Raw genomic sequence first — 17,785 nt, 5'->3', positions numbered from 1 at the left:
TCTCCGCGGCGGGAGGCGCGCGGGGTGGGCGGGTGGGAGCGTGCCTCCCGCCGCTCTGCCAGCCCGCAGCCACGGGCGGATTCCGGGGTTGTCGCGCGCAGCGGGGCGCGGCATCCTGCGGGCATTGATGTCGAGCCTATTGATCCAAGGATTGCACCGATGCGGACAACGCCCCTCCGGGATGAGTTCCCGAACCCCGGCCATTCACCCCTGCGGCAGGACGACCCGCGTCGCCTCCCGGACCTGGGCGCCCCCCATCGCACGGAGGTCGCGGGATGAGCATACCCGAAGGCTGGGAAGGCATTCTGGAAGACGGAGAGACGATACTCTGGCAGGGACGGCCGGTGACCGGCGTCCGGCTGGGGGATTTCCTGGGCTTTCCCCTGATCTTCGGCCTGTTCTTCACCGGCTTTTCGCTGGTCTGGATCACCATGGCCCGGATGATGACCCGGGGGGAGGAATTCTCGATCTTCCCGCTCTTCGGCCTGCCCTTCCTGCTGGTCGGCCTCTATGTCAGCTTCGGCCTGCCCTTCGGCAAGGATTACGTCCGCAAGCGCAGCTGGTACACGCTGAGCGACCGCAAGGCCTATGTCGCGACCGAACTCTTCGGCAGGCGGCGGCTCAAGGCCGTTCCCTATGCCGAGATGAACATCCTCGAACTCGAGGACGGCTCACCGGGCAGCGTGACCTTCAAGCGCGAGGTCAGCGTCAGCCAGTACACCCGGCGCAGCCGCAATGGCGGGCGCAGCAGGCGGACCCAGACCACGACCACCAACACCGGTTTCGAGCGGATCGAGGATGCCCGCGCCGTCTACCGGATGATCGCCGCGCGGCGGGAGCCTGCCCGGGCACCGGCGGCGCAGGGGTAATCGGTCCCGCACGGACCGGCCCCCCGGAAACTCCGCACCCGAGGGGTTGTTGCGGCGGGGGCACCACCCTACATCGGGGCGATGAACGCGCCCCTGTCCCTGCCCGCCCGGCTTTTCCGCCGCCCCAAGAGGGTGAACATCGTCCGTCTGCAAGGGATGATCGCCGCCGGTGGCCGCGGGCGGCTGTCGGACGAATCCACCGCGCCGCTTCTGGAACGCGCCTTTCGTTCCGGCAAGCCGCTGGCCGTGGGGCTGCTGATCAACTCCCCCGGTGGCTCGCCCGTGCAATCGGCGCTGATCGGCGCCCGCATCCGGCGGCTGGCGGACGAGACGGAGACGCCGGTCCATGCCTTTGTCGAGGATGCGGCAGCCTCGGGCGGGTACTGGATCGCCTCGGCCGCCGATACGATCCATTGCGACGCGGCCTCGATCCTGGGCTCGATCGGCGTGATCTCTTCGGGCTTCGGCCTGCAGGAGGCGATCGGCAAGCTGGGGATCGAGCGGCGGGTGCATACCGCCGGGCGCTCGAAAAGCCAGCTCGACCCGTTCCGGCCGGAAGATCCCGAGGATGTCGCGCGCCTTGACGCGCTCCTAGAAGACCTGCACGGCGTCTTCACCGAGCATGTGCGCAACATGCGGGGCAACAAGCTGAGCACCGAGACCGACCTCTTCGACGGCCGCTACTGGCTGGGACGCGAGGCGGTGCGGCTGGGGCTGGCCGACGGCATCGGCCATGCCGTGCCGGTCCTGAAGGAGCGTTATGGCGAGAAGATCCGCTTCCGGGTCTTTGGCCCGCGCCGCCGCCTGCTGTCGCGCTTCGGCCTGAGCCTGGCGCAGGACGCGCTGGCGGGGGTCGAGGAAGCGGCGCTCTGGTCGCGGCTGGGCCTCTGATGTTGCTGCGCGTCGTCATCCTTTTCCTGATCTTCATGCTCGTCATGGCGATGATCCAGAAGGCCCTGCGCCCGGGCCGCCGCATCGGTGGCAGCGGCCCCACGGCCACGCTCGACCGGCTGCGCTGCCCGACCTGCAAGCGCATCAACCTTTCCCAAGAACCGGCGCCCTGCGCGCGCCCCGACTGCCGGTACAAGACATGATGATCGACCTTCTGATGGTGGCCGGTGGCCTGGTGCTGCTGGTCGTGGCCGGCGATGCGCTGGTCAAGGGCGCGGTGAACCTGAGCCTCAGGCTGGGCGTGCCCGCCCTGATCGTGGGCCTGACGGTGGTGGCGTTCGGCACCTCGGCGCCGGAACTGCTGGTTTCGGTCGATGCGGTGCTGAACAACGCCCCGGCGCTGGCGCTGGGCAATGTGATCGGCTCGAACATTGCCAATATCCTGCTGGTGCTGGGCATCCCCGCGCTGATCTCGGTGGTGCCGGTTTCACGCGAATTGACCCATGATTTCCTGGTGATGATGGGGGCGGCGCTTCTGTTCATCGCGCTGGCCTGGGTCGGTCCCTTCGGCTGGATGCACGGGTTGGCGCTGCTGGCCGGTCTGGCGGCGATGCTGTGGAACAGCTACCGCCGGGCGCAGGCGCACCGCGCCAGCGCCGACGAGGACCTTGAGGGCGCGGACCCCAGCATCTCGGGCGTGAAGATCGCGCTTTATCTGGTGGGCGGGCTGATCGGCCTGCCGGTCGGCGCCAACCTGCTGGTCAGCGGCGCCACCTCCATCGCCACCTCGCTGGGGGTCAGCGAGGCGGTGATCGGCCTGACGCTGGTCGCGGTCGGCACCTCACTGCCGGAACTTGCCACCACCATTGCCGCCGCCTTCCGCAAGGAGGCGGGCGTGGCCATGGGCAACGTCATCGGCTCCAACATCTTCAACCTTCTGGGGATCATCGGCATCGCCTCGCTGGTCGGGCCGCTGCCGGTGCCCGAGCAGATGCTGAATGTCGACCTCTGGGTCATGCTGGCCGTCTCGGCGCTGCTGGGCATCTTCGTGCTGACCGGGCGCAGCATCGGCAAGCTTGCGGGCGTGGTGCTGATCGCGCTCTATGGCGCGTATCTGGTTTCCCTTTTCTGAGGCGGACATGGCAGGCAAGGCACTGATCACGGGCGCGGGGCATCGGCTGGGCGCGGCCATGGCACGGGAACTGGCCGGGCGCGGCTGGGACGTGGCGCTTCATTACGCCAGCTCGCGCGAGGGGGCCGAGGCGGTGGCCGGGGAATGCCGCGCGCTGGGCGTCAAGGCGGTGACGCTGCAGGCCGATCTGTTGGACGAGGCTGCAACCCAGGCCCTGCTCCCCGCCGCGGCCGAGGCGCTGGGCGGGACGCTGACGCTGCTGATCAACAACGCCTCGATTTTCGAGTATGACACGATCGGCACCGCCACCCGGCGCGGCTGGGACCGGCATATGGACTCAAACCTGCGGGCGCCCTTCGTGCTGACCCAGGCCTTCGCTGCCCAGGCCCCGGATGTCGCGCAGGACGCACGGGGCGAGCCGGTGGCGACCGGCCTCGTCATCAACATGATCGACCAGCGGGTCCTGAAACCGACGCCCGAATTCATGACCTATACGCTGGCCAAGATGGGCCTCTGGGCCCTGACCCGGACCTCGGCCCAGGCGCTGGCGCCCGCGATCCGGGTGAACGCCATAGGCCCCGGCCCGACCCTGAAAGGCGCCCGCCAGACCGAGACGCATTTCGCCCGCCAGCGCGCCAATACCGTGCTGGGACGGGGCTCGGACCCCGAGGATATCACCGCCGCGCTGGCCTATCTCTTGGATGCCAAGGCCGTCACCGGGCAGCTGATCTGCGTCGATGGCGGTCAGCATCTGGGCTGGCGGACCCCCGACATCATCGGGGTCGAGTAGCCCGTCACGGCCCGCCCCCGCGTCACCTTGTCCACCGCAAAACTGACTGTCACATTCTCGTTAAGAAAACCCTAGAGATTTCAGGACCTTGCATCCGTCTCATATTTTTATCAAGAAAATTCAATAACTTGATAAATCGCCTATTTATTAGGCAGTTCACGGAATCGGGCCGGAAACAAGGATTTTTCGCAGATCACGGCCAGGCCTCCACAGGCTTATCCACAGATTCCGTGGAAACCTTTGCCCTTGAACTCAGGGGCGCTAGAGTGCAACGAGCGAGCAGAATCACTCAGACCGACCCATGACCGAGACCCCTGAACTGACCGGTCACGCGCTGATCGCCAGCTATGTCCGCACCCTCGACGGCTCGCCCGGCGTCTACCGAATGCTGGATGCCGAGGCGCGGGTGCTTTACGTCGGGAAGGCCCGCAATCTTAAGGCGCGGGTGTCGAATTATGCGCGCCCCTCGGGGCATTCGGGCCGTATCGCCCGGATGATCCACGAGACGCGCTCGATGATGTTCCTGACCACGCGCACCGAGACCGAGGCGCTGCTTCTGGAACAGAACCTGATCAAGCAGTTGAAGCCCGTCTACAACGTGCTGCTCAGGGACGACAAAAGCTTCCCCAACATCCTGATTTCCAAGGATCACCCCTTCCCGCAGATCCGCAAGCACCGCGGCAAGCGGACCGGGCGCGGCAGCTATTTCGGCCCCTTCGCCAGCGCGGGCGCGGTGAACCGGACGCTGAACCAGTTGCAGAAGGTGTTCCTGCTGCGCTCCTGCGCGGATTCGTCGTTCAACAACCGGACCCGGCCCTGCCTGCTCTATCAGATCAAGCGCTGTTCGGGCCCCTGCGTCGACCTGATCTCGCCCGAGGATTACGCGGGCCTCGTCTCGGACGCCGAACGTTTCCTGTCCGGCAAGACCTCGCATATCCAGGCCGATCTGGCCAAGCAGATGCAGGAGGCCTCGGAGGCCATGGAATTCGAGCGCGCGGCCGCCCTGCGCGACCGGATCCGGGCGCTCACCGCCGTGCAGCAGGGCCAGGGGATCAACCCGCGCGGCGTCGAGGAGGCTGATGTCATCGCGCTGCACCTGGAAAAGGGGCAGGCCTGCGTGCAGGTCTTCTTCATCCGCGCCAACCAATCCTGGGGCAACAAGGATTTCTACCCCCGCACCGGCTCGGGCGCCGAGGAGGGTGAGATCCTCGAGGCCTTCCTCGCGCAATTCTACGACGACAAGCCGCCGCCCCGGCAGATCCTGTTGTCCCATCCGATCGACAACGAGGATCTGATCCACGAACTCCTGAGCGCCCGCGCTGGCCGCAATGTCGAGCTGCGCGTGCCGCTGCGGGGCGAGAAGGCCGAACTGGTGGAAAACGCGTTGCGGAACGCCAAGGAATCGCTCGGCCGCAAGATGTCGGAAAGCGCCGCGCAATCGCGGCTGCTGGAGGGGCTGGCCGAAGCCTTCGACCTGGACGAGGCGCCCAGACGGGTCGAGATCTACGACAACTCGCATATCCAGGGCGCCCATGCGGTCGGCGCCATGGTGGTGGCGGGACCGGACGGCTGGCAGAAGAACCAGTACCGCAAGTTCACCATCAAGACCGCGCCGGGCGACGATTTCGGCATGATGAAGGAGGTGCTGACCCGCCGGTTCGAGCGCCTGCTGAAAGAGGACCCCGGCCGCGTGACCGAGGCCTGGCCGGACCTCTTGCTTATCGACGGCGGCGCCGGGCAGATCAGCGCCGTGGCCGAGGTTCTGGCCGAGTTGGGCGTCGATGACGTGCCCTTCGTCGGCGTCGCCAAGGGCGTCGACCGCGATCTGGGGCGCGAGGAATTCCACCGCCCCGGGGCCCGGCCCTTTGCGCTGCGCCACAACGACCCGGTGCTCTATTTCGTCCAGCGCCTGCGGGACGAGGCGCACCGTTTCGCCATCGGCACCCACCGCGCCGCCCGCGCCAAGGCCACGACCAGCACCCCGCTGGACGAGGTCCCGGGCATCGGCGCCGCCCGCAAGCGCGCGCTCTTGCAGCATTTCGGCTCGGCCAAGGCGGTGACGCGGGCCGGGCTGGCCGATCTGATGGCGGTGCCGGGGATCAGCCAGGCCATGGCCGAAACTGTCTACAATTTCTTCCATACCGGCAGCTGAGACGGCACCGCGGGTAACCTTGCGGAAAGACTCCCGCGGCATTCTGGCGGCTCACCCAGCCCCGGATTAGCGATCATGATGCAGGCCACGCCGACCACCAGCCACTCCGGCGCCCCCCGCGACGCGGGGCAGGAAGTCCCGTTCGAAATGGGCGAACTGGTCTATTCCAGGACCGACGAACGCGGCATCCTCCTGGCGGCGAACGATGTCTTCGAACGTCTCGGCGGCTTCGACTGGCGGGAATTGATCGGCTCCCCGCACAAGATCGTGCGCCATCCCGACATGCCGAAGGCCTTCTTCCACATCTTCTGGCAATATCTGAAGGCCGGGGAACCGGCGGTCGGCTACGTCAAGAACCGCTCGAAGGACGGGCGCTATTACTGGGTGCTGGCCGCGGCCATCCCCTATGACGGCGGCTATTTCTCGGTGCGGATGCGGCCCTCCTCGCCGATCTTCCACACGATGCGCGCGGAATACGCCCGCCTGCGCCGCCGGGAAGAGACGGAGAAGCTGTCGGCCGAGGCCTCGGCAGAGATCCTGCTCGCCCGGCTGGCGGAGCTTGGCTACCATTCCTATCCCGAGTTCATGAGCCAGGCCCTGCATGAGGAATCGCTGGCCCGCGACGCGGCTTTGGGCAAGCCGCCGGACAAGGTGGCGACGCATCTCTCGGGTCTGGTGACGGCGCTGAGCGATGCACTCAAGGAACAGACGCGGCTGGTCAGCCTGTTCGACAGTCTGAAGCTGCTGCCGGTGAACATGCGCCTGATCGCCGCCCGGCTGGAACCGCAGGGCGGGCCGATCAGCCAGATTTCGATGAATTACAAGACTTCCTTCGACAACATCTCTGAAAAGCTGTCGAACTTCGTTACCGGCGAGGGGAATATCTGCGGCCAGATGGACATCGCCGTGCGCCGCAGCCTGATCCTGACCAACTGCGCCCGGCTGCATCTGGAAATGGCCCGCCATATCCGCAAACCCGACCGGGGGGCCAACGAGGTCGAGCGCCGGGCCGAGCATGACATCGTCCTGCATCTGGGCCAGAGCAGCCAGACGCGGGTCCATGTCTCGCTGACCGAAGCGCTGCGCCTCGCGGCGGCGCTGATCGCCTCGGCCTTCGAGATCCGGCGTCTGGTGCTGGGGCTCGATACGATCCGCATCCTGGGCCGGGTCGAAAGCCGCCGCGACCACGTGTCCGAGGCCGCCTGCTCGGCCACGCTCGACCAGATCGACGCGGTCCAGGCCGAGATTTCCGAGAGTCTGCAAAGCCTGTCGAACCTGGCAGTGGCGATCCAGACCGGCCTCTCGCTGATCAACGTCGCCCGCCGGCCCGAGGTCGAGGCCATGGCGCATCGCGCACCCGCAACCGGCGCGGCAAAGGGCACCCCTGCGCCCCCCTCGGACACGCCACCTTCCCCCGCAGGTGCCCGCCCTAACGACCGCATCGCCGCCGAATAGCAGGACCTGACCTTCTTGCCTTTCGCGCTTGGGCGAGAAAGTCGGGCACCTGTCTCCAGCGACACAGTGAAACGCGACAAGACGCCCCTGCTCCGCCACTTCTTTGAACCCCCACGCCGACACCAGAACGGAGGCGCACTCCCACCGACGACAAAAGCGCCAAAGGAAAGCCGTTGAGACGCTCGCGCGATCGTCCCTCGCGCCTCCAAGGCCCAGACGAGCTGCTCAAGAGGTCGCGAGGCGGGTGCCCGTGTCATCCCGGATCCCGGCGAGCAGTTGCTTGGCGCTCAAGCCAGCGCTGCGGTTTCACATGGACCGCGCTGAGATCGGGAGAACGACCACTCGGGGAGCTGCCACCCAGACCCGCAAGCCCCGCTCGTTCCCGAACTGGGGCACAAGGTAAATTGGCAGGAAGTCACGATGACGTTGGCCGGGGCTGCTACCCTTCTGACCTATATGACTTGTTGTCTGGCCCGTGATTGGGCGCAAGGACAGGCGGATGTTGGTGATCGCAGCCTGCGCGCCCGCTGCCGTCCTCGCTCGCGGATGCCACATGGATACCTGCGCCGGAGCCCACGGCGGCCCCCTGAGCGCTCCAGCACGGCCAAGCGGGGCACGAACACCCGGGGCGGCAAACCCCATGATCGAGGATGCGCCTTGGCAGGTGAGCGCTGCCTTCGGAAGCCAGGAGGACCGCGGCAGGAGCCGCCGCCAGCTTGCGCACTATATACCGCGGCCACGACCGTGCCGGGGGCAGGAGGGAGAGGGTTGAGGTGATGACAGAGGTCGCAACCACTTGCCTCCCCTCTCGCTTGCCCCGTGCGCACAGCAGTGCTGGCGGCCCAAACCACTTGCCCCGAGGCTCACGAGGGCGGACCCGCGGGAAGCGGCGACCCAGCGCGGCGCACCTCAGGTTCATGGCGGCAACCTGTTACGGGACGCCCTGCGCCCGGAGGCCACGGCGGCGGCCGAAGGGTGCCGCGATCCGACCGGCGCGCCTCTACCCCACCACCGTGGAGGGAATTGGGCGACCCTGCCGGAGGTGGATTGGCAGGCGACGCACGGGGCTCTCCCCCATTGGCACCTTGCGCTCCCCCGGGACGATCCAGATGGCCGAAACTCGTGCCCGGGAGAAAGCCCGAGGCAAGTCGTTCCGGGCGCGCGCCCCAGACTCGGACGAGCACCGATCATCGACAATCCCCGCCTGCACGTCCGCCGAGTCCCCCACAAGCACTGCAAACGCCTTGGCATCAGCGTCCGGGCGCTGGTCAGTGGCCCGCGAGGCGATTCGCCAGCCAGGCCGATCCCCCCTCTCCCCCGCGCCCTGCGACACGCCGCCCAGGGTGGGGCCGAGGGGAACTGGCCTCTTTTCCCGGCGATGCGCTTGGGCTACCAACAGGCCATGCGATGGACGATACCCAACACGCTGACCTTCCTGCGCCTGATCGCAGCCCCCGGGGTGGCGATCATGTTCCTGTATTTCGCCCGCCCCTGGGCCGACTGGTTCGCGCTGGTCCTGTTCCTGGTCGCCGCGATCACCGATTATTTCGACGGCTATCTGGCGCGGCTCTGGCGCCAGGAAAGCCGGATGGGCGCCATGCTGGACCCGATTGCCGACAAGGCGATGGTGGTCATCGCGCTGCTGGTTCTGACCGGCTATTCGGGCATGGATCCCTATCTGATCCTGCCCGCCACGGTGATCCTGTTCCGCGAGGTCTTCGTCTCAGGGCTCCGCGAATATCTGGGCAATACCTCGCGCCTCCTGGCGGTTACCAAGCTGGCGAAATGGAAGACCACGGCGCAGATGGTGGCGATCTCGACCCTGTTCGCGGCGCTGGGGCTGGAATACGTGCGCGAACAGGCGCTGGCCCGCAACCGTCAGATCATCGCCCAGATGACCGATACCGGCATCGACGCCGAACTCAACCTGCTCTCCATCGCCAATATGGGGGGCGAGGCGGTCTGGAACTTCGGCCTGGTGCTGATCTGGATCGCCGCGGCGCTGACCGCGATCACCGGCTGGGACTATCTGCGCAAGGCCCTGCCCTTCCTCAAGGATGGCAGCGAATGAACGTCACGATCCTCTATTTCGCCTGGCTGCGCGAACGCATCGGCCTGCCGCGCGAGACGCTGGAGACCGAGGCCGCCACCGTGACCCAACTGGTCGAGGAGCTTCGCTCGCGTGAGGAGCGCTACGCGCTGGCCTTCGCCGACCTCAAGGCGGTGCGCGTCGCGCTGGATCAGGAGCTGTCGGATTTCGACGCCCCGCTGGCCGGCGTGCGCGAGATCGCCTTCTTCCCGCCGATGACCGGGGGCTGAGCCATGACGATCCGCGTCCAGGCCGAGCCCTTCGACTATGGCGCCGAGTGCAACGCCTTCGCGGCGGCCTGCGGCGGGGCCGGGGCGGTGGTGACCTTCTGCGGGCTGGTGCGCGACGAGGACGGGCGCCTGAGCGGCATGGAGATCGAGCATTACCCCGGCATGACCGAACGCGCGCTGGCCGCCATCGAGGCCGAGGCCCGCGCCCGCTGGTCGCTGACCGAGGCGCTGATCCTGCACCGCCACGGACCGATGCAGCCGGGCGAGGCGATCATGATGGTCGCCACCGCCTCGCGCCATCGGGGCGAGGCCTTTGCCGCGGCCGAGTTCCTGATGGACTACCTGAAATCCCGCGCCCCCTTCTGGAAGAAGGAATTCGGCGCCGGGGGCGAGGCCTGGGTGGCGGCGCGGGACGCGGATGAGGACCAGCTCAAGCGCTGGTGAGTGACCACTCACATCCGCTGGCAGGTGCCCGCTACTTGCGGTCGGCGCTGGCCGGGGCGGCCCCGAAGACCACCGGCAGCGAGAATTCCGCCGTCTGGCCGCTGGCGCGGTCCACGACATGGGTGCGCAGGGTGAAGGGCCCCTCGGCGCCGGTCACCCGATAGGTCAGGTGGAAGAACCCGTCGACCGGCTGGCTGAAGCTGTCCAGCTGCACCTCGCCCATCGGGATCATCGCATCGGTCATCTGCCGCCCCTCGGGGCTGTCGAGCGTGAAGGACACGTCGAACAGCAGCCGGTTGGCCCCATTGGCCAAGGGCGTCATCGAGAAGCCGTAGACCTCGACATAGGCATAGACCGGCTCGCCCAAGGCATAGACATTGGTCGGTCGCGGCTCGAACATGCCGTAGCCTTCGGCCGGCAGCAGGGTGAGACGCGCATTGGTGACGCCGAAGCCCGCCTCGCCCGTGACATGGCGCAGGAACATCCGGGCGGCGGCCACGGCCTCGGGGCCGCGGCCGGTGGCGAGAAGCTGTTCGATGGCGGTGGCGGCTTCGGTCAGGTCCTGGGCGGGGGCGTTCCCCGGCAGGGCCATCACCGCCGCGAGCGCAAGCGCCGGAAGGGTCCGAAGCCGGACCCGTGACCGGGATCGGTTGCTCATCGTGAAGTCCTGTGCGGCGTGAACATGGGCCCCACTCTGCCCGGGGGCGCGACACCGGGCAAGTCCCGCTCGCGCGGTTTTGTAGCGACGACAGGGGGCCGGCATCGGGGAAGCCACGACACGCCGCTCAGTTGCCGCGGGCCTCGAGCTGATGGCGCAGCATGTCCGATTCGTGGCGCGCGCTGCGCAGCCCGTCCATCGCCGCGCGCAGTTCGGCCTGCAGCTGCGCCATCTCGCGGCCGACTTCCTCGTCGCGCTGATGGATATAGGCGATGGCCTGGTCGCGGGTTTCCTCGGCCTCGTGCAGCGATTGCGCCATGCGCTCCAGCTCGCCCAGATCGGCCTGAGTGACGCGGGTGAAGCGGTGGATCAGCCAGTTCACGAACCATCCCAGCGCGAAAGCCGCGGTCAGTACGATCACGGTCACGATGACGAATTCGGTTCGGTTCATGAGGGGCGTCTCCGGGCGGCAGGCTATTGGGATTCGGCAGGGGTCTCGTCGGTCGCCTCTTCGTCGCCCGAGCCGATGGTCGGCGCATCGGCAACCTGGCTGCCGGGGCGCGGACGCGGGCGGATCGTGTCGGCATCCGGGGATTGTACCTCGAAGGTGAGCTCGGCTTCCAGTGCCGGATCAATCGGTTCGGGCGGTGCCTCGGGGCGGATCAGGCGGAATTCGATACGGCGGTTGGCCTCGCGCCCGGCTTCGGTGCGGTTGTCGGCGATGGGATCGGCCGCACCATGGCCCTGCGCCACCAGCGAGGCGACCAGCACCCGGCGGGTCAGCAGCGCGTTGATCACCGCCTCGGCCCGGGCCTGGCTGAGGTTGAGGTTGGTCTCCTCGCGGCCCTGGCTGTCGGTATAGCCCGCCACTTCGAAGGGCAGTTCGCCGCATTCGCGCAGCACCTCGGCGATGCGGTCGATGACCGGCGCCGAGTCGGCGTTGATCTCGGTCGAGCCCGGATCGAAGGTGATCTTCGTCTCGCGCAGGATGTCGTGGATCCGCGCCTCGCAATTGTCGGGCGTGGGGGCATTGGCCACCGGGTCAAGCGCCTCGTCATAGCGGACCTGCACGTCGATCCGCGCCTCGCTGCCCAGCCCCTGCAGCAGCGCCTGGGTGACCTGGCTGCGGGCATCGGGGTTGCCCGAGACACCGCTGATCCGCACCCTGTCGGCGCGCACCAGCGCCTCGCCATGGTGCAGCTCGGCCAGCGCCTCGATCACCGTCAGCACCCGGATCGCCCAGCCCGAGGGCAGCTCTGGGTCGAGCCGCGCGCCGATCTCGACCGCATCGCGGCCGAAACGGGCACCGGCGAAGGCACCGACCGCGGCGCGGATGCGCTCGTCCGGCAGGCGGCCCGCCAGCGACAGGCGCCCTTCTTCGGTGAGCCTGAGCTGCACCTCGGGCGCGGCATCGGCATCGGGTTCGACCTCGGGCGGCGGATCGAGGTGACGGGCGGAAAGGCTGAACGCCTCGGGCAGCGCGGTTTCCAGCGTGCCGACCGCGCGGTCGAAATCGCTGCCGGACACGGTATGCGGGATGGCCAGGATCACCGTGCCGTCCGACATGGTCAGATTGCCCTCGCCCAGCGAGGCCAGCGCGGCGATGCCCAGCGCCGCCCCCTCGCCCCAGCGCGGGGTGGGTGCGCCCAGCGCCAGCGGGCAGACCAGACGACGGGTATAGCCCGCGCGGGTCAGGGCGGTGGCGATGGTTTGCTGGGCCTCTTCGGTATCGGCATTGCAGGCGCCGACGTGCAAAACGCCCGCCTCGGCATCGACCCGCAGCAGGAATGGGGCCGCGACCGGGCGCGGCGCGATCAGGTCGAGCGTCAGCACCTGCCCGCGCGGCGCCATGCCACGCAGTTCCTCTTCCAGGCTGCGGCGTTGCTCGGGCCCGTCGACCAACGCCTCGACCTCGATCCGCCCGGCGGTGACCGAGATGCGCCCGACCTCGAATTTCTCCAGCGCTGCGACGGCGAAATCGGTGGCCGCGACCCAGCCGCCCGGCACGGCGTAATCCGTGGTCTGCAGCAGATCCTCGATCGCCAGATCCGGCAGCGCGTCGCGCAGGCGTTCGGCGATGGGCGCGCGACCCGGCCGCGCCGGCACCAGGCCGATGACCGACAGGTCGTCGCGATTGCGCATCATCTCGACCCGGAACACCGGGGCGACGATGGCGTTGCGCTGGGTCACGGCGATGGTTTCCGAGATCCGCGTCGCGTCCACCACCTCGCCCGCGACCTGCAGCGCGTTGATGCGGGCGCTCTCATCGGGCGCGGTGCCCGCCAGCGTCACATTGAGCCCGTCGAGCGTCACCTGCACCCAGCCGATATGCGCCCGGGCAAAGGCCTGCTGCAGCGCTTCGGCGGTCCGTCGTTCCAGCAGGGCGACCAGCAAGAGCGCCGTCCCCAGGGCCAGCACCGCCGCCGCCACGAAGGCCGCGATCGAAACGAGCAGGGTTTTTCGTGACATGGAGCATCCGTATCGGCAGCCCGGCCGGGCCAGTCAGGCCTGACCTAGCCGCATCGCGGGGGCGATGCAATCATACCAGCAAGGCTGCGGCAAGAATCAGCACAACGATCAGCCCGGCGTCCCGGTTCGAGCGGAAGAGGCTCAGCAGCACCGCGGAATCGTGGATATTAAGGCGGCGCAACTGCCAGTTGAGATGCGCGCCAAAGGCCCAGGCCCCGGCCAGCGTCAGCGACAGGACCAAGGGCTGCGCCAGCGGTGCCAGCGCGTAGATGATCGCCAGCGACATCAGCACGACCGAGGCGACCAGGAACCCCCGCAGCCAGTTCTCGGTATTGTCGCCGAAAAGCCGCGCCGTCGATCGCACGCCGATCAGCGCATCGTCCTCGCGGTCCTGATGGGCATAGATCGTGTCGTAGAACAGCGTCCAGGCGATGCCCGCGATGTACAGCACCACCGCCGGCCAGTCGAGGTGCCCGGCCTGTGCCGTCCAGCCCAGCAGCGCGCCCCAGTTGAAGGCCAGCCCCAGAAAGGCCTGCGGCCACCAGGTGAAGCGCTTGGCGAAGGGATAGATCGCCACCGGCAGCAGGGCCAGCACGCCCAGAAAGATCGCCGCGCCGTTGAAGGTCAGAAGCAGCAGGAACGAGGCCACCATCTGGATCGCCATCCAGATCAGCGCCTCGCGCACCGTCACCGCGCCCGAGGCCAGCGGCCGGTTGCGCGTGCGCTCCACCTTGTCGTCGATGTCGCGGTCGGTGATGTCGTTCCAGGTGCAGCCCGCGCCCCGCATCAGGAACGCCCCCAGCGCGCAGGCGATCATCAGCCACAGCGTCGTCGCCCCCCGCGTCTCGGGATAGGCGAGCGCGGCGAGCAGCACGCCCCACCAGCAGGGCAGAAGCAGCAGCCAGGTGCCGATCGGCCGGTCGGCGCGGCTGAGCCGCAGATAGGGTTTCAGATCGTCGGGCGCCTTGGTATCGACCCAGCTGCCCACGACCCGATCCTGGATCGCGCGATCCTCGGCGGATCTGTCCTGCGGGTCGGGCGCGCCGCCCTCTGGTGTTTGCCCTGACCCGGTCATACACTCCCGTCCATGCCTAGCGACTTGTCCCGGAACGATCCCCGCCCCAAGGTGCGCCTCTATGTAGAGCAAGCGCTGGGCCAAGGGCAACACATCGCGGTGACGCAGGACCAGGCCCATTACCTGGGCAATGTCATGCGGATGCCCGAGGGGGCCGAGGTTGCCGTTTTCAACGGCAAGGCGGGGGAATGGCGGGCAAGGATCGCGGGGCTGTCCAAGCGCGGCGGCACGCTGACCTGCGAGGCCCCGGTCGCGCCGCAGCTCGATCCGCCCGACCTGTGGCTGCTGTTCGCGCCGATCAAGAAGGCCCGTACCGATTTCATCGTCGAGAAGGCGGTCGAGATGGGCGCGGCGCGCATCCTGCCGGTGCAGACCGAGTTCACCAATTCGGAACGCATCCGCCGCGACCGCCTGCAGGCCCATGCCATCGAAGCCGCCGAACAATCCGCCGGCACCTTCGTCCCCGAGGTGGCCGAGCTTCAGCGCCTCGACCGGCTGCTGGCCGACTGGCCCGAGGGGCGCAGCCTCTGGTGGGCCGATGAGAGCCTTGCCGGCGAGACGCTCGCCGACCCCGCGCCCGCGCCTGCCGCCATCCTGATCGGCCCCGAGGGCGGTTTCTCTCCCGCCGAACGCGCCCGGCTCAAGGCGCTGCCGCAGATCCGCCGCCTGTCGCTCGGCCCCCGCATCCTGCGCGCCGATACCGCGGCGGTGGCGGCGCTCACCCTCTGGCAGGCCCGGCATGGCGACTGGCCGCGCCAGACCTGACCCTTCATTCTGCCAAAAATACGCCAGCGACGGCACAACAAGCGCGTCCGCCGCAGCCCGGCCTTTACGCAGGCCCCTCCCTTTACGCAGCCCTCCCTTTACACAGCCGCCGAAACCCGCCATCCCTCGCAGACTCCCTCCGAGGCCCGCCCGATGACCGACATGAACCCGGCCCGCGATGCCGACCTGCCCGAGGTCGAGGCCTTCCTCGCCACCCATGCCCCGACCTCGATGCTGCTGCGCGCCAATCTCCGCCGCTACGGGCTGGGCGACCGGCGGACGCCCCGGGCGGTCTCGCTGGTCCTGCTGCGCGAGGGCGGGGCGATCACCGGCCTGCTGGGCATCACCAACGCAGGCTTCGCCATGCTGCAGGCCCCCCGCGCTGCGGCGGCCGACTGGCTGGACCTTGTGCGTTGGCTGGGCGGGCGGCGGCTGGCGGGTCTGAGCGGCGACAGCACCCAGGCGGCGGCGCTGATCGGCGCCCTGGGCCTGGCTGAGGCCGCCTTCATCCACCGCGCCACCGAGCCGCTCTATCACCTCGACCTCGCCGCGCTCGACCTCTCGACGCTGGCCCCCGGCACAATCCGCCGCCCGCGCGAACGCGACCGCGACCTGCTGACCGCCTGGTACACCGATTTCGAGGAAAGCGCCCTGAACACGCCCCCGGCCCTGGCCGCCGAGCGTGGCGGCGACAGGGCGGATCTGGCCATCGACGGCGATCACGTCCGGCTTTTCGAACAGGAGGACATCCCCCTCGCCATGACCGCCTTCAACGCCGAATTGCCCGAGATCGTGCAGGTCGGCGGCGTCTATACCCCGCCCGAAGGCCGCAACCGCCGCGCCGCGCGCAGCGCCGTCGGCCTGCATCTGGCCGAGGCGCGGCGCTATGGCGTGCGGCAGGCGGTGCTGGCCGCCGCCTCGCCCTCGGCCTGCCGCAGCTACGAGGCCCTGGGCTTTCGCCGCATCGGCCAGATGACGCTGGCGCTGCTGCATGCCCCGGCGGGGGCCGCGCCATGAGCCGCTTCATCCGCCCCGCCGCCCGCGCCGCGCTGCGCCGCTGGGCCGAGACCGGCGCCGCGCTGATGCTGACGCTCGCCGGGCTCTGGTGGGCCTTTTCCGGACCGGGGCCGGTGCATTGGCTGGGCTGGGTGCTGGCGGCGCTGGGCGCGGGCCTGACGCTGGGCGCGGTGCAGCGCGCGCAGTTCACCGCAGCGGGCCTCGGCTCGGGCCTGATCGAGGTCATCGAGGGCGAGGTGCGCTATTTCGGCCCGCGCGGCGGCGGGGTGCTGGCGCTCGATCTGATGGTCGCGCTCTCGCTCAGCGCCGATGCGGCCTATTGGCTGGTCGAGGGCAAGGACGGCACCGTGCTGGTCATCCCCCGCGCCGCCTCGGGCCATGAGGCGCTGTTCGATGCCTTCGCCGCGCTGCCCGGCTTCGACATGACCCGGCTTCTGCGCATGGTGGCGCAGGGTCCTGCGCCCCGCGCGCGGCTGGTCTGGCGACATCCCGATCGGCGCCTCTTGACTTGAGCCCTGTCGCGAGACAGGTCTGGGGTCCACACAGACCCAGCCGGAGCGCCTTTTCCCATGTCCATCCCCCAGTCCGGCGGCGGGCCGATCGAGCATCGCGACCAATTGGCCGAATATCTCGCCTCGGGCTGCAAGCCCGAAAGCGACTGGCGCATCGGCACCGAGCACGAGAAATTCGGCTATTGCAAGGACAGCCTGAAGCCCCTGCCCTATGACGGCGAGCGGTCGATCCGCATGGTGCTGGAAGGGCTGCGCGACCGTTACGGCTGGCAGCCGGTGCTGGAAGGCGACAAACTGATCGGCCTGACGCTGAACGGTGCCAACGTGAGCCTCGAACCCGGCGGACAGCTGGAGCTCTCGGGCGCGCCGCTCGATTCGATCCATCAGACCTGCGACGAGGTGAACGAGCACCTGCGCGAGGTGAAATCCATTGCCGATGCGGTCGGCGTGGGCTTCATCGGCCTCGGCGCCGCGCCGGTCTGGACGCATGACGAGATGCCGCTGATGCCAAAGGGCCGCTACCGGCTGATGGACGGCTACATGCAGAAAGTGGGCACCCACGGCACGCAGATGATGCGGCGCACCTGCACCGTGCAGGTGAACCTCGATTTCTCGTCCGAGGCCGACATGGTGCAGAAACTGCGCGTGTCGCTGGCGCTGCAATCGGTGGCCACGGCGCTTTTCGCCAATTCCCCCTTCTTCGAGGGCAAGGAGAACGGCCACAAATCCTGGCGCTCGCGCATCTGGCGCGACCTCGACCCGGCGCGGACCGGCACCCTGCCCTTCGCCTTCGAGGACGGGATGGGGTTCGAGCGCTATGTGGATTACGCGCTCGATGTGCCGATGTATTTCGTCTACCGCGACGGCAAGTATATCAATGCCCTGGGCCAGTCCTTCCGCGATTTCCTGAAAGGGCAGTTGCCGGCGCTACCGGGCGAGGTGCCGACGCTCTCGGACTGGGCCGATCATCTGACGACCATCTTCCCCGAGGCGCGGCTGAAGAAATACCTGGAGATGCGCGGCGCCGATGGCGGCCAGTGGCGCCGCCTTTGCGCGCTGCCCGCCTTCTGGGTCGGGCTGCTCTACAACCAATCGTCGCTCGATGCGGCCTGGGATCTCTGCAAGAGCTGGGACGCCGAAACCCGCGAGGCGCTGCGCAAGGCCGCCAGCATCGACGGGCTGCAGGCCGAGACGCATGGCGTGAAGATGCTCGACCTCGCGCGGGAGCTGGTGACGA

At 68.4% G+C, this 17,785-nt stretch carries 18 protein-coding genes; 14 read left to right on the top strand and 4 right to left on the bottom strand.

The window, feature by feature from the left end:
* The first annotated feature begins 275 nt into the window (after positions 1 to 275).
* From VDQ18_RS16560 to VDQ18_RS16515, 10 genes are all read left to right on the top strand, one after another.
* Positions 276 to 869: an aspartate carbamoyltransferase catalytic subunit gene (locus VDQ18_RS16560; protein WP_323022024.1), complete on the top strand. Its 594-nt coding sequence runs from the start codon at positions 276 to 278 to the stop codon at positions 867 to 869.
* An 81-nt stretch (positions 870 to 950) separates the two neighbouring features.
* On the top strand, positions 951 to 1,760 hold the full coding sequence (locus VDQ18_RS16555; RefSeq protein ID WP_323022023.1) for a S49 family peptidase: 810 nt from the start codon (positions 951 to 953) through the stop codon (positions 1,758 to 1,760).
* Positions 1,760 to 1,963, top strand: a complete 204-nt coding sequence (locus tag VDQ18_RS16550) for a hypothetical protein (RefSeq protein WP_323022022.1) — start codon at positions 1,760 to 1,762, stop codon at positions 1,961 to 1,963. The genes VDQ18_RS16555 and VDQ18_RS16550 overlap by 1 nt, the downstream gene beginning before the upstream one ends.
* Entirely contained in the window at positions 1,960 to 2,892 is a 933-nt protein-coding gene (locus VDQ18_RS16545) for a calcium/sodium antiporter (protein WP_323022021.1), read from the top strand. Before VDQ18_RS16550 ends, VDQ18_RS16545 begins: the two co-directional genes overlap by 4 nt.
* 7 nt (positions 2,893 to 2,899) lie before the next feature.
* Positions 2,900 to 3,682, top strand: a complete 783-nt coding sequence (locus VDQ18_RS16540; RefSeq protein ID WP_323022020.1) for an SDR family oxidoreductase — start codon at positions 2,900 to 2,902, stop codon at positions 3,680 to 3,682.
* 301 nt (positions 3,683 to 3,983) lie between these two features.
* Positions 3,984 to 5,834 (top strand): excinuclease ABC subunit UvrC, encoded by a 1,851-nt coding sequence (uvrC, locus tag VDQ18_RS16535; RefSeq protein WP_323022019.1) that lies wholly within the window; start codon positions 3,984 to 3,986, stop codon positions 5,832 to 5,834.
* Between the two features lie 75 nt (positions 5,835 to 5,909).
* Positions 5,910 to 7,289 (top strand): PAS domain-containing protein, encoded by a 1,380-nt coding sequence (locus VDQ18_RS16530; RefSeq protein ID WP_323022018.1) that lies wholly within the window; start codon positions 5,910 to 5,912, stop codon positions 7,287 to 7,289.
* A gap of 1,402 nt (positions 7,290 to 8,691) precedes the next feature.
* Positions 8,692 to 9,360 (top strand): CDP-diacylglycerol--glycerol-3-phosphate 3-phosphatidyltransferase, encoded by a 669-nt coding sequence (gene pgsA, locus VDQ18_RS16525; RefSeq protein ID WP_323022017.1) that lies wholly within the window; start codon positions 8,692 to 8,694, stop codon positions 9,358 to 9,360.
* Positions 9,357 to 9,608: a molybdopterin converting factor subunit 1 gene (moaD, locus tag VDQ18_RS16520; RefSeq protein ID WP_323022016.1), complete on the top strand. Its 252-nt coding sequence runs from the start codon at positions 9,357 to 9,359 to the stop codon at positions 9,606 to 9,608. Before pgsA ends, moaD begins: the two co-directional genes overlap by 4 nt.
* Before the next feature lie 3 nt (positions 9,609 to 9,611).
* Positions 9,612 to 10,052, top strand: a complete 441-nt coding sequence (locus VDQ18_RS16515; RefSeq protein WP_323022015.1) for a molybdenum cofactor biosynthesis protein MoaE — start codon at positions 9,612 to 9,614, stop codon at positions 10,050 to 10,052.
* A 31-nt stretch (positions 10,053 to 10,083) separates the two neighbouring features.
* Here the strand turns inward: VDQ18_RS16515 and VDQ18_RS16510 are convergent, their stop codons facing one another.
* The 4 genes from VDQ18_RS16510 to ubiA form a co-directional block, all read right to left on the bottom strand.
* On the bottom strand, positions 10,084 to 10,710 hold the full coding sequence (locus VDQ18_RS16510; protein WP_323022014.1) for a hypothetical protein: 627 nt from the start codon (positions 10,708 to 10,710) through the stop codon (positions 10,084 to 10,086).
* Positions 10,711 to 10,837: 127 nt separating this feature from the next.
* Complete coding sequence (locus VDQ18_RS16505; RefSeq protein ID WP_323022013.1) at positions 10,838 to 11,161, bottom strand: hypothetical protein; 324 nt, start codon at positions 11,159 to 11,161, stop codon at positions 10,838 to 10,840.
* Positions 11,162 to 11,184: 23 nt separating this feature from the next.
* Positions 11,185 to 13,179, bottom strand: a complete 1,995-nt coding sequence (locus VDQ18_RS16500) for an OmpA family protein (protein WP_323022012.1) — start codon at positions 13,177 to 13,179, stop codon at positions 11,185 to 11,187.
* 70 nt (positions 13,180 to 13,249) lie between these two features.
* On the bottom strand, positions 13,250 to 14,254 hold the full coding sequence (gene ubiA / locus VDQ18_RS16495) for a 4-hydroxybenzoate octaprenyltransferase (protein ID WP_416235118.1): 1,005 nt from the start codon (positions 14,252 to 14,254) through the stop codon (positions 13,250 to 13,252).
* A gap of 12 nt (positions 14,255 to 14,266) precedes the next feature.
* On the opposite strand from ubiA, the gene VDQ18_RS16490 reads away from it, so the two are divergent.
* The 4 genes from VDQ18_RS16490 to VDQ18_RS16475 all read left to right on the top strand — a co-directional run.
* A complete protein-coding gene (locus VDQ18_RS16490) occupies positions 14,267 to 15,019 on the top strand; it encodes a 16S rRNA (uracil(1498)-N(3))-methyltransferase (protein ID WP_323022010.1) in 753 nt (250 codons plus the stop codon).
* A gap of 153 nt (positions 15,020 to 15,172) precedes the next feature.
* A complete protein-coding gene (locus VDQ18_RS16485) occupies positions 15,173 to 16,036 on the top strand; it encodes an N-acetyltransferase (protein WP_323022009.1) in 864 nt (287 codons plus the stop codon).
* The gene (locus VDQ18_RS16480) at positions 16,033 to 16,548 is read left to right on the top strand and encodes a hypothetical protein (protein WP_323022008.1); all 516 of its coding nucleotides are present in this window, start codon (positions 16,033 to 16,035) and stop codon (positions 16,546 to 16,548) included. Before VDQ18_RS16485 ends, VDQ18_RS16480 begins: the two co-directional genes overlap by 4 nt.
* A 57-nt stretch (positions 16,549 to 16,605) precedes the next feature.
* A partial coding sequence (locus VDQ18_RS16475; protein WP_323022007.1) for a glutamate--cysteine ligase occupies positions 16,606 to 17,785 on the top strand: 1,180 nt, incomplete at its 3' end.

Origin of the sequence: Pararhodobacter sp., from assembly GCF_034676075.1 — a bacterium.
Classification (GTDB): Bacteria; Pseudomonadota; Alphaproteobacteria; order Rhodobacterales; family Rhodobacteraceae; genus Pararhodobacter.
The sequence above is the reverse complement of the archived record's forward strand: the minus strand, read 5'-3'. Positions and strand labels throughout refer to the sequence as shown.